At 61.8% G+C, this 11,300-nt stretch carries 9 protein-coding genes; 4 read left to right on the top strand and 5 right to left on the bottom strand.

All coding sequences use genetic code 11. The features are described from left to right. Nucleotides 1-57: 57 nt before the first annotated feature. The 4 genes from CFE428DRAFT_RS21850 to CFE428DRAFT_RS34195 all read right to left on the bottom strand — a co-directional run bounded on the left by CFE428DRAFT_RS21850 (nt 58) and on the right by CFE428DRAFT_RS34195 (nt 2,523). A complete protein-coding gene (locus tag CFE428DRAFT_RS21850) occupies nt 58-294 on the bottom strand; it encodes an AbrB/MazE/SpoVT family DNA-binding domain-containing protein (protein WP_006981830.1) in 237 nt (78 codons plus the stop codon). A gap of 86 nt (nt 295-380) precedes the next feature. Further along, nucleotides 381-962 (bottom strand): YdcF family protein, encoded by a 582-nt coding sequence (locus CFE428DRAFT_RS21845; RefSeq protein ID WP_006981829.1) that lies wholly within the window; start codon nt 960-962, stop codon nt 381-383. 36 nt (nt 963-998) lie between these two features. Beyond that, complete coding sequence (locus CFE428DRAFT_RS34200; RefSeq protein ID WP_006981828.1) at nt 999-1,607, bottom strand: hypothetical protein; 609 nt, start codon at nt 1,605-1,607, stop codon at nt 999-1,001. A gap of 70 nt (nt 1,608-1,677) precedes the next feature. After that, entirely contained in the window at nt 1,678-2,523 is an 846-nt protein-coding gene (locus CFE428DRAFT_RS34195) for an AraC family transcriptional regulator (protein WP_157447595.1), read from the bottom strand. A gap of 218 nt (nt 2,524-2,741) precedes the next feature. Between CFE428DRAFT_RS34195 and CFE428DRAFT_RS21830 the strand changes: the two genes are divergently transcribed. From CFE428DRAFT_RS21830 to CFE428DRAFT_RS21820, 3 genes are all read left to right on the top strand, one after another. Next, nucleotides 2,742-5,768 carry a PSD1 and planctomycete cytochrome C domain-containing protein gene (locus tag CFE428DRAFT_RS21830; protein WP_006981826.1) on the top strand — a complete coding sequence of 1,009 codons (3,027 nt, stop codon included), beginning with the start codon at nt 2,742-2,744 and terminating at the stop codon, nt 5,766-5,768. 15 nt (nt 5,769-5,783) lie between these two features. Continuing rightward, nucleotides 5,784-7,259, top strand: a complete 1,476-nt coding sequence (locus tag CFE428DRAFT_RS21825; RefSeq protein WP_006981825.1) for a DUF1501 domain-containing protein — start codon at nt 5,784-5,786, stop codon at nt 7,257-7,259. Between the two features lie 124 nt (nt 7,260-7,383). Next, nucleotides 7,384-7,809 (top strand): rhodanese-like domain-containing protein, encoded by a 426-nt coding sequence (locus tag CFE428DRAFT_RS21820; RefSeq protein ID WP_049975713.1) that lies wholly within the window; start codon nt 7,384-7,386, stop codon nt 7,807-7,809. 2 nt (nt 7,810-7,811) lie between these two features. Here CFE428DRAFT_RS21820 and CFE428DRAFT_RS21815 read toward each other — a convergent pair whose 3' ends face one another. After that, nucleotides 7,812-8,858: a LacI family DNA-binding transcriptional regulator gene (locus CFE428DRAFT_RS21815; RefSeq protein ID WP_006981823.1), complete on the bottom strand. Its 1,047-nt coding sequence runs from the start codon at nt 8,856-8,858 to the stop codon at nt 7,812-7,814. A 106-nt stretch (nt 8,859-8,964) separates the two neighbouring features. Here CFE428DRAFT_RS21815 and CFE428DRAFT_RS21810 point away from each other — a divergent pair, with 106 nt between their 5' ends. Further along, complete coding sequence (locus CFE428DRAFT_RS21810) at nt 8,965-11,238, top strand: FAD-dependent oxidoreductase (protein WP_006981822.1); 2,274 nt, start codon at nt 8,965-8,967, stop codon at nt 11,236-11,238. Nucleotides 11,239-11,300: the final 62 nt, after the last annotated feature.

Genomic DNA, 11,300 nt, shown 5'->3' with positions numbered 1-11,300 from the left:
AAAAAGAGAAGTGTGGCTTCATCGGCTCGGAAAAGACGTTCGTGTCGACGAGATAACTCACAACTCGATTGGCTTCGTATCGTCGGTTTCCCGCTTCGGAATTTTCAACGGTGCCGGACAGGCCAGGAGGAGATCGACCAGTCCGCGATTGGCCGGATGGGCGACGCGCCGGAGGGTGATTGTCTCTTCGTCCTCGATAGTGACCTCAAAGTCGTCGCCCGGCACCAGATGGAGCTTTTCCCGAACGGAACCTGGCAGAACGATTTGCCCTTCCTGGGAAAGCACGGTGGTCATGGTTGGAAAATCTTACCAGCGAAAGATGCGGGAGCAAAGAGGCTGTTTCTCCCCTCGATTCCTGTGCCTGGCATCGCGTCTGGTGTCTACAGCGGACGAGCGCAATAACTCAGATAACCGAATAACTCGCGTGGCGCCGAATAGATGTCGCGTAGTTCGAAATACTGGGCGTGGGCGGAGTAGACGGTCGTGAAACCGAACCGATGCAGGGCGAGGCGTGCGCGGGGGAGATGAAAATACTGCGAGATGACGAAGACGGAGTGGAAGTTTCGTTGCTGCGCGATGTCCCGGGTATTGCGAGCACTGGCGAAAGTCGTGACGCCCTTGTTGTCCAAGAGGATGTGCTCGCCGGGTAGGCCGTGGGCCACGAGATAATCGCGCATCACGATCGCTTCATCGTAGCCTTCCTTGCCAATCCCGCCGCTGACGATGATCTCCGGAAAATACCCGGCGCGATAACATTCCAGCGTGCGATCCAGCCGTGCCCGGAGCCGGGTCGATGGTGTGCCGTTGGTTTCGACTTTGCTTCCGAGCACGAGGCCGACATCGGCATGGCCGAGGTCATCGCGGAGACCGGCGATGACAAGAACAATCGTTCCAAGGTGCAAAAATCCGAGGACCGCCACCAACGAGAGAAACAGCCTCTTGGCAGGAGAGAGCTTAGTCATCGACGATGCAATGCATTGGTCCGCGGAAAGCCAGGTTCAAAGACTATTTCCGTATTTCGCCTGGAAACGCGCCAATTCCTCCTCCGGTATCGGCATCCAGTCTTTCATGAATTCCTCCAGCGTCTTGTTCCAGGCGCCGATGACTCCCATCGTGTAGTCTGGGTATTGGAGGTAAAGATTGTGGCAGCTCCAACAGATGTTTGTTTCCAAAACGAGCTGGTCGCCTGTCCACAGACGGAGGCCGTGAATCGGGAAGTGGCACATGGCGCCACCGTGATTTTCTTTTGCGCCGATGGTGGCTTGCAATGAAGGCAGCAGCTTTTTGATCTCGTCCCCGGTCAAAATCTTCCTTTTGAGGATGCGGCATGTTTTGCCCTTTTCGATTGGGAATTGATCTTTCGGTGGATGAATCTGCCATTGAATGTCGCCTGGATCGTGATGCTGCACCTCGAAATCGAGCAGGTAGATTTCCGCTTTGGTCGCTTTGCTGAGAGACGCGGCAAAGGCCTGGCGGTATTCGGCTTTGGCTTGTTCCGTGGCTTTGAAATAAGCGCCTTCGAAGTCCGCAGCTCCATTTTCCGCAGCGTAGGTGGAAACAGCCGCGACAAGAGCAAAAAGCAAAACAGAGTAAACGGGTCTGAACATACCGGGAGGAATGGGAAATCGTGGCGACGGTTCTAGCGCACGACGCGAAACTTGGGAATGCCTATCTCCATCATCCCGCCCGCACCTGGCGCCGTCGATATTCCGCGGGGCCGGAGGTGAAGTGGCGGCGGAAGACGCGGGTGAAGTAGAAGCGGTTCGGGAAACCGCAGTCGGCGGCGATTTGCTCGATGGTGCGGTCGGTGAGGGCGAGGAGTTGGGCGGCGTGGCGGGCGCGGGCTTGTTGCACGTAGAGCGCAGGAGTGAGGCCGGTGTGTTGCTTGAACCAGCGGATGAAAACGCTCTCGCCCATGATGGCGCGTCTGGCGAGGACGGCATTGGAGAGATCACCGGCGAGTTGGCTGTGGAGAAAGCGGAGGATCTGGTCGAGGCGCTCGGGGGCTTCGGGGGCGATGGGAATTTCGAGCCGGGCGAAGGCGCTGTGCAGCAGCGCGGCGGCGTGATGATAGAGATGCTGGCGGGTCAGCGGGGAATCGGCCGCCGTGCGGGCGGCGATGAGACTTTCGACCAAGGCTCCGAGCAATGGAGTGAGCGGGAGAACGATCGGCCGGCGGGGAAAGGCGCTGGTCGTTTGCAGTGGCGTGAAGTGCAGCCAGAGATGCGGCGCGCGTGTTTCGCAGACGCAATCGAAAGGCGTGGCGTCGGGAATGAGCAGCAGGCGGTCGGGTTGGAGTGGAAAGTTCTCTTTGCCAAAGCGCACGTGGCAGCCGGAAGCGCCATTGCGATAGAGCCGCCAGAAGGGGCTGAGCACAGCGGGGTGATTCCAGTCCGAACCATGGGGCAGGTAGCCGCATTCGTGGATGGTGAAGGTGGTGAAGCCAAGCCGCGGGGCATCGCCGAGGCGCAGGCCGTGGCGGGTGAAGGGGGATTGGTAGCCGCCTTTGGGTTTGCGAGGCATGGTGGAGGAAGGGCTGGGTTGGATGATGGGGTAGCCCATCCCGAGTGCAAGATCGGATACAATTTACGCGGAAGCGTAATGGTGACTTTGAATAGAGTAGAGCCACACGAGGAAATACAGGCCGGTTCCCGCAGGATAAGACACAACGAAAGCAGGATCGGGCATGGCCTTTTCGCTAAGGTTCGGCCACTGTCCGGCTCGTTTCCCACGACTACCCCATGAACTTCCGCCTCGCTCTTTTTGCCACTGCCTTCCTTAGCGTTCCCGCGTGGGGGGTGGAAGTCGTCACGGCGAATCATGCCGCGGATATGGAGAAGGGGGTGGCGCTCTTTAATAGCGATGTCTCCGCGCTGCTGACCCAGCACTGCGTGAAGTGTCACGGCGGCGAGAAGGGGACCAAAGGGGCGCTCGATCTCACTACGCGCGAGTTGGCGCTCAAGGGCGGTGATACCGGGCCGGCCATCGTGCCGGGCAAATCCGCGGACAGCCTGCTCGTACAATCGATCCGCCACGAGGACAAGGACCTGCAAATGCCGAAGAAGGAGGACAAGCTCCCGGACGACGTGATCGCCAAGATCGTGCAATGGGTCGACCTCGGCGCGCCGTATCCGAAACCGCTCGTCGCCGGCAAATCCACGCGCGACCGCTCGAAGGTGACGGACGAGGACCGCAAATTCTGGTCGTTCCAGCCACTGGCCCATCCTCAACTGCCAGCGGTGAAGAATGAAGCGTGGTGCCGCACGCCGATCGACCGCTTCATCCTCGCGAAGCTCCAGGAAATGGGAATCGCGCCCGCGGCGCCGGCGGACCGGCTCACGCTGATCCGCCGCGCGTATTTCGATCTCATCGGCCTACCGCCCACGCAGCAGCAGGTGCATCGTTTCCTGAGCGATTCGGATCCGCTGGCGAAGGCGTTCGAGAAAGTGATCGATGAATTGCTGGCCAGTCCGCACTACGGCGAACGCTGGGGCCGGCACTGGCTGGACCTGGCGCGTTACGCGGAGAGCCACGGCTACGAGCAGGATTACGACCGGCCGAATGCTTACCAGTATCGCGACTATGTTATCCGCGCGTTGAATGCGGATCAGCCGTACGATGAATTCGTGCGCTGGCAACTCGCGGGTGACGAACTTGCGCCGGAAAATGCCGAGGCGTGGAAAGCGACCGGCTTTCTCGCCGCGGGCACGCACGCCACGCAGATCACCGCCAACCAGGCGGAAAAGGAACGCTACGACGAACTCGACGACATGGCCCAGACGACCGGCAACGCCATTCTCGGCTTGAGCGTCGGTTGCGCGCGTTGCCACGACCACAAGTTCGACCCCATCCCGACGAGCGATTACTACCGGCTTATCTCGACCTTCACCACCACGGTGCGCAGCGACTACGACATCGAGGCGAACCGCACGGAATCCGAAGCGCGTCATGCGGCGTGGGAAAAGGACCATGCGCCGCTCACCGCCGCGCTTGCGCAGTGGGAGAAGGCTCAGGCGCCCGCGCGTTTCGAAGCGTGGCGTGCGGCCCACCCCACGATGCCTCAACCCTCATGGCTAACGCTCGCCGCGGACAAGCTGGCCATCTCGGGAGCCAACTATGCGATCTCGACGCAAAAGCATTTGTCCGACGGTTCCTACCTCATCGGCGTTACGGCTGGGGTTCCGGAAACCTATAGCTTCACGACGAAAATCAGCCATCTGAAGCTCGCCGCGTTGCGCCTGGAGGCTTTGACGGACAAATCGTTGCCGAACTATGGCCCCGGCTGGTCCGACATGGGCGAATTCAACGTGACGGAGATCAAGGCGACGACGAAGCTGCGGGACGGGAAAGTAAAAGTCCTGGTCGGCGAGAACGGCAAGGCCACCTGGTCTTCGGCGAAAGGCGGTGCGGATAGCCGGATCGTCTTCCGCTTGCCGGAATCGCTGGATACCGAAGACGGCGCCGAACTGACGGTCACCCTGCAGTTTGCCGGCGGTCGCGGACGCAACAACCTCGGCCGCTTCCGCCTGAGTTGCAGTGCACAGCCGGATGCCGGGGAAGAGGCCGCCGCCTTCAGCTATCAGGATTTCATGCTGGCGCAGGACGCGCTCGCGCCGAGCAGCCTGCCGAAACCGGCGCAGGTGGCGGCGCTCAGCCGGCTCTATTGCACGACCGATCCCGAGTGGCAGAAGCTGGCTGAAGCGGTGCGGGTACACGAGCGTGCCGAGCCACGGGCGCAATATGTGAAGGCCCTGGTCTGCAGCGAAGGGCTGCCCGCGGTGCGCCTGAATACGCAGGGGCCGGATTTTTACGACAAGACGTATCTGCTCAAGCGCGGCGATCTGACCCAAAAGGTGGAGGAAGCAAAGCCGGGATTCCTGCAGGTGGTGACGCGCGCGGATGAATCGCGCTGGGAGCTGCCGCCGCCCGCCGGGACACGCACGCCGATGAAGCGCGCGGCGCTGGCGCGCTGGATCACCGATCCCGATGGCGGCGCCGGACAACTCGCCGCACGGGTGATCGTCAATCGCCTCTGGCAGCACCATTTCGGCCGCGGCATCGTCTCCACGCCGAGCGATTTTGGCGCACAAGGCGAGCGGCCCACCCACCCCGAATTGCTGGATTATCTCGCCGGCCAGCTCATCCGCAATGGCTGGAGCCTCAAGAAGATGCACAAGGAGATGATGATGAGTGCGGTCTATCAGGAGGACGCGCGTATTTTTCCTCCCGATCAAGGCGCGGTGGATCCGAACAACACGCTCTTCTGGCATCACTCGCGGCAACGGCTGGAGGCCGAAGTGATTCGCGATTCCCTCCTCGCCGTTAGTGGACTCCTCGATCCGACGATGTTCGGCCCCGGCACGCTTGATAGCATGATGAAACGCCGCGCGGTTTATTTCCAAATCAAGCGCAGTCAGCTTCCGCCGATGCTCGTGGCCTTCGATGAACCCGACACCCTGCAGAGCATTGGACTGCGGTCTAGCACCACCGTAGCGCCACAGTCGCTGCTGCTGATGAACAATCCTCTAATACGCGAGGCGGCGAAAGCGCTGGCCAAACGGGAGGGGCTGCCCTTCGACAGGAAGAATATCGTCCTGGCTTATCAGGACGTGCTAGGCCGCAAACCCGACGATGCGGAGTTCGCGATCGCCCAGGCGTTTCTGCACGGGCAAAGTGCGAAGTATGGTGGCGACAATGCTCAGGAAAGCGCTTTCGTCGATTTCTGCCAGATGCTCTTCGGGCTGAATGAATTTCTCTACGTCAAATAAACCGATCTCCGTGTTATGAAACTCCCGCATCTCTTCGCTCAACCGCAGGCCGGCTTTTATTCGCGCCGCGATTTTCTCTGCCGCACGGGGGCCGGGGCCGGCATGATCGGCCTCGCCTCGCTGCTCGCGGATTCGAGCCTACTGGTGCCGAGCGCGCATGCTTCCGGGGCGTTGCTCCATCCGCTGGCGCCGAAGAAGCCGCACTTCCCGGCGAAGGCGAAATCGGTGATCTGGCTTTTCATGAATGGTGGCCAGAGCCAGGTGGACACGTGGGATTACAAGCCCGCGCTGGAAAAATACGACGGCAAGGACCTGCCCGGTTTCGACAAAAATACCGGCTTCTTTGTCAACCAGGTGGGTGGCCTCATGAAGTCGCCGTTCAGCTTCAAACAATACGGGAGCAGCGGCACGTGGGCGTCGGAGATTTTCCCGAATATGTCACAGCACGTGGATGACATGGCATTCATCCATTCATGCTTCACGCAGACGAACAATCACTCGCCCGGGCTCTTTGAAATCAATACCGGCATGTCGCGCATGGGGTATCCGTGCGCGGGAGCGTGGGTCACGTACGGGCTCGGGACGGAGAACCAGAATCTGCCGGCCTTCGTGGTGATGTACGATACGCTCGGCCGCGGGTTGCCGAAGGGGCACGCGAGCAATTGGGGCGCGGGCTTTTTGCCCGGCGTTTATCAAGGCACGGCGCTCAATGCCCAGGGCCAGCCGATCAATAATCTCACGCGCGATGCGGCCATGACCGATGCCGAGCAGCGCGCGCAACTCGATCTCATGCACCAGCTCAACGAGATGAATCTCGCCCAGGAGCAAAAAGATCCCGAGCTGGCGGCGCGGATCGAGAGCTACGAACTGGCGTATCGCATGCAGATGGCCGCGCCCGAGGCGCTGGACTACGGCAGCGAGCCGGAAGCGATTCGCAAGCTCTATGGCGTGGACGAAAAACGCTGCGGGCACTTTTCCAAGCAGTGTCTCATGGCGCGCCGGCTCGTGGAGCGGGGCGTGCGCATGGTCCAGATCTACAGCGGCGGCATGGAAAACGAACGCTCGTGGGACGGCCACAAGGACATCGCGGGCAATCACCGGCAATTTGCCGGCGAGACCGATCAGCCGATCGCCGCGCTGCTCACCGATCTCAAGCAGCGTGGGCTGCTCGACTCGACGCTGGTCGTTTGTTGTGGCGAATTTGGCCGTCTTCCGCTCGCGCAGAAAGGCGCGGCGCCGGGGCGAGATCACAACCCGCACGCCTTCACCACCTGGTTTGCCGGCGGCGGCACGAAAGGCGGCACGCATTACGGCGAGACCGATGAAGTGGGCCACAAGGCGAGTGTGGACAAGGTGAGCGTGAACGATTTGCACGCGACGATCCTCGCGCTGCTCGGACTCGACCACGAGAAGCTCACCTATCGCCACAACGGTCGTAATTTCCGGCTCACCGACGTGGCCGGAGAAGTGGTGCACAAGATCATCGCGTAAATACGAATCCCTCCGGCTGGTCGTGTGCGCCGGCAGAGAGTGACACGATGACCTGCACGAGATGATGGGCAGCCTCGCCGGTTCTTTCGTTGCGCTGCGCCGGGCTGCCGCCCAATATGGATGCATGATTCGCTACGCCGCGCTTTTCGTCCTTTTTGCTTTGTCGACGGCCCCGTTCGCATCGGCGGCAGATCCGGCTCCCGCGGCCGCCGCAGCGACCTTCGCCGCTCCGAAGAACATCTCGGTGGATGATGCGGACAAGCTGCTGAAGTCGAATCCGAAGATTGTGGTCATCGACGTCCGCACCACGGATGAATTCAAGGCGGGCCATATTCCCGGTGCGAAGAATATCGACTTCTTCAGCGACGATTTTGCCAAGCAACTGGGCGCGCTCGACAAGAGCCAGACCTATCTCGTGCATTGCGCGGCGGGAGGTCGCAGTGGCAAGGCGTGCAAGCTCATCGAGCAGCAGCAATTGCTGCCGTCGGTCTATCATCTCAACGAGGGCTTCAAGGCGTGGGAGAAAGCCGGGAAGCCGGTTGAAAAATAGCACTACTCGCGAGGAGAGTGTTCGAGTCGGCGATGGGGGAGCGTGAGGCCCGGAACCCATTCTCCCTCGAGCATCACTTTCTGCACGAAGGATTGGCGGCCGAATTCATGACGCTGGAGTTGGGCCGCCACCATGTCCACGGCGGTGCTGGCCAACGCCTCGGCGCTCTGGACGACGCCGGCGATGTGGGTCATGCCGGGTTCCCGGTTGAGCGAGACGAAAGCGATTTTCTGCGGGACGCGCAGCCCGGCGGAGTCGAGGAAGCGGCGGCGATCGCCTTCCAGGTAGATGGCGACGTCGGCCTCGCGAGCTTTGAGCCACGCGGCAATGGCCACGCGATCATCGAGATCGCCGAGGTAGATGAGCCGAAAGCGTTCGGTCGCCGGCGCCGGACTGTGGACGAGATAGCCGGCGCGGAGGCGGCCTTGGGTGCGGCCATCGATGGAAGGCGAAAGCAGCAACGCCGGCCGCCGGTAACCGGCTTTGCGAACCTGGCGCAGAGCGAGGTGGATGAGCTGGAGGTGGTCGAATTGCACGCGAGCCAGGCCGCGGTTTTGCAACGAGCTGCCGAGCAGCACGGCGGCGAAGCCTGTGGCATCGAAGGAGAAATGGGGCAGGGGAGGTGCGGTGTCCGGCGCGAAAAGGATACCGCGGATGCCGCGGGCCTGCAGGATGGCGCGCAGGCGGGGTGTGGTCATGCCGGGCGCGCGGAGGAAGAATTCGTCGAGCCGGTAGCCAAGCCGCTCGGCCCGGGCGCGGGCGTGATCGCGCCACGGCACGAGCAGCGGGAGCGGCCGGTTGCCGGGATGCGTCCAGACGAAGGCGAGGTTCTCCCGGTAATCGGAAGCCCGTCGCTGGCGCAGGGCTTTCATGACCGAGCCGAGAGCAGGATTGGTGTGGTAGCCGAGCTTTTCCGCCGTGGCGCGGATGCGCTCGGCGAGTTGCGGCGAGACCCCGCGTTGCTGGCGCAGGGCCCGGGACACCGTCATTTTCGAGACGCGACAGGCCCGCGCTACGTCATCGAGGGTGTGGGCGCGAGGGCTGGTCATGCCTGAAACGTTACAGTAACGTGGATTGCGAATGGAAGCGGCGAAGACGATCCGTTAGTTGACTGTGTTCACTCGCTCCCCACGTTCACTCCCGGTCCCCCGTAATATGAAATCGCTTTTCCTGGCCCTCTTCTCGATCGCCGCCTCCACCGCGGTGGCCGCCGATTCCCTCCTCGTCGAAGCTGAAAGCTTCAAGGATCCGGGCGGCTGGTCGCTTGACACCCAGTTCATCGAGATCATGGGCTCGCCGTATCTGCTCGCCCACGGGCTGGGCGTGCCGGTGAAGGATGCGACGACCACCGTCACGTTCCCCAGCACGGGGCAATATCACGTTTACGTGCGCACCAAGGACTGGGTGGCGCGCTGGAAAGCGCCGGGCACGCCGGGCAAATTCCAGCTTTTGGTTGATGGCAAGGCGCTCGGCGAAACCTTCGGCACGAAAGGCGCGGAGTGGAACTGGCAGGATGGCGGCACGGTCGACATCACCAAGCCGGAGACCACGCTCGCGTTGCATGATCTCGCCGGCTTCGATGGCCGCTGCGACGCGGTCTATTTCACCAAGGACGCCGCTGCTCCGCCGGATGCAGGCGAGAAGCTGGCGCAATGGCGTCGCACCACGCTCGGCCTGCCGGAAAAACCCATCGACGCCGGCAGCTACGATCTCGTGGTCGTGGGCGGCGGTTACGGTGGCATGGGTGCGGCGATTTCCGCGGCGCGCATGGGCTTGAAGGTGGCGCTCATTCAGGATCGCCCAGTGCTGGGCGGCAATGGCTCCAGCGAAGTGCGTGTCTGGGCGATGGGTGGCATTCGGCGCGGCCAATACCCGAACATCGGGGAAATCGTGGAAGAATTTCAGGACAAGGCAAAGGCCTCGCCGGGCACGAAGGAGGAGTTCGGCGATGACCTCAAGGAAAAGGTGGTGCGCGCGGAAAAGCACATCTCGCTCTTTCTCAATAATCACGTGATCGCCTCCGAGATGACCGACAAGACGCACATCGCGGCGGTGATCGCGCTCGATACCCGGACGAGCGAACGCCGCCGGTTTGAGGGCAAATTTTTCGTCGACAGCACGGGGCATGGCACGCTCGGCGCGCTCTCGGGCGCGGAATACACCATCCGCGAAACCGAGCACATGGGCATGAGCAACATGTGGCGCTGGGACATGACCGATTCCCCGCAGTCGTTCGCGCCGATCTCCTGGGGGCTCGATCTCGAAATGCCGGACTTCCCGTATCCCCGGCGCGGCCATGCGGAGTGGTTTTGGGAGGGCGGTTTCAATGTGCACCCGATCGCCGGACTCGAGGCGACTCGTGACTGGAATTTGCGCGCCGTCTTCGGCGCCTGGAATGCGATGAAGAACAAGGAGGGCAAGGACGAGCACGCGAATGCGAAGCTCGAATGGGTCGCCTACATCGGCGGAACGCGCGAGTCGCGGCAGTTGATTGGCGACGTCGTGATGACCCGCGAGGACGTTGAGCAGAAGAAGCCGTTTCCCGATGGCACGGTGCCGACCACGTGGGACATCGATCTCCACTACCCGAAAGAGCAGTATGCGGCAAAATTCCCGGACAATCCGTTCATCTCCAAAGCCCAGATGGATAAGAAGGTGGACCGCCAGCACGGCTATCCGGTGCCCTACCGTTGCTTCTACTCGAAGAACATTGAGAATCTTTTCATGGCCGGCCGCGACATCAGCGTGACGCACGAAGCGCTGGGCACGGTGCGTGTGATGAAGACCGGTGGGATGATCGGTGAAGTGGTCGGCAAGGCGGCTTCGATCTGCGTGAAGAATCAGTGCAGCCCGCGCACGATTTACGAACGGTATTTCCCCGAATTGCAGCAACTGCTCGCCCTGCACGGTGCCGCGCGGCGCGAAACGGTGAACAGCCCGATTACGCTGCCGGAAGGTTATACGGCGCCACCGCCGGTGGTGGACAAAAAGGGCGGCGCGCCGGGCATTGCGGTGGCCAGTCTCCCCGGCTTGGTGATGGACGATGCGCAGGCGAAGACCACCGGCAAATGGACCGAAGGCTCCGGGTTGCCCGATTACATCGGCAACGGCTATCGCTACCGCGGTCCAAAGGAGGTGGGGACCGCGCGTTATGAATTCAAGATCGACAAGGCGGGCGTCTACGAAGTGCGCATGAACTACAGCGAGAACGAGAATCGCGCGAGCAATGCGCCGGTGACGATCGAGAGCGCGGAAGGGTCGAAGCAAGTCACGGTGAACGAGCGCGTCAAGTCGCCGCTGCCCCAGGGCTTCATCTCGCTTGGCAAATTCCGCTTCGAGCCGGGTCACCCGGCCGTGGTGGTGATCGGCTCCGGCTCCGCGAACGGCAACGTGGCCGCGGATGCGGTGCAGTTGCTGCCGGCGCAGTGAGGAGGCGAAGTAATCAGTAATCAGTGATCAGTAGGAATGCCCGACGAATGATGACTGAATAC

It is taken from the genome of Chthoniobacter flavus Ellin428, assembly GCF_000173075.1.
In the GTDB taxonomy this organism is placed as follows: Bacteria; Verrucomicrobiota; Verrucomicrobiia; order Chthoniobacterales; family Chthoniobacteraceae; genus Chthoniobacter; species Chthoniobacter flavus.
This window is presented reverse-complemented; position numbering and strand designations above follow the sequence as displayed.

Excerpts from the sequence above, each read along its gene's own strand:
- CFE428DRAFT_RS21810 (WP_006981822.1), top strand. The coding sequence starts at position 8,965 with ATGAAATCGCTTTTCCTGGCCCTCTTCTCGATCGCCGCCTCCACCGCG.
- CFE428DRAFT_RS34195 (WP_157447595.1), bottom strand. The coding sequence starts at position 2,523 with ATGCCTCGCAAACCCAAAGGCGGCTACCAATCCCCCTTCACCCGCCAC.
- CFE428DRAFT_RS21820 (WP_049975713.1), top strand. The coding sequence starts at position 7,384 with ATGATTCGCTACGCCGCGCTTTTCGTCCTTTTTGCTTTGTCGACGGCC.
- CFE428DRAFT_RS21845 (WP_006981829.1), bottom strand. The coding sequence starts at position 962 with ATGACTAAGCTCTCTCCTGCCAAGAGGCTGTTTCTCTCGTTGGTGGCG.
- CFE428DRAFT_RS21825 (WP_006981825.1), top strand. The coding sequence starts at position 5,784 with ATGAAACTCCCGCATCTCTTCGCTCAACCGCAGGCCGGCTTTTATTCG.
- CFE428DRAFT_RS34200 (WP_006981828.1), bottom strand. The coding sequence starts at position 1,607 with ATGTTCAGACCCGTTTACTCTGTTTTGCTTTTTGCTCTTGTCGCGGCT.
- CFE428DRAFT_RS21850 (WP_006981830.1), bottom strand. The coding sequence starts at position 294 with ATGACCACCGTGCTTTCCCAGGAAGGGCAAATCGTTCTGCCAGGTTCC.
- CFE428DRAFT_RS21815 (WP_006981823.1), bottom strand. The coding sequence starts at position 8,858 with ATGACCAGCCCTCGCGCCCACACCCTCGATGACGTAGCGCGGGCCTGT.
- CFE428DRAFT_RS21830 (WP_006981826.1), top strand. The coding sequence starts at position 2,742 with ATGAACTTCCGCCTCGCTCTTTTTGCCACTGCCTTCCTTAGCGTTCCC.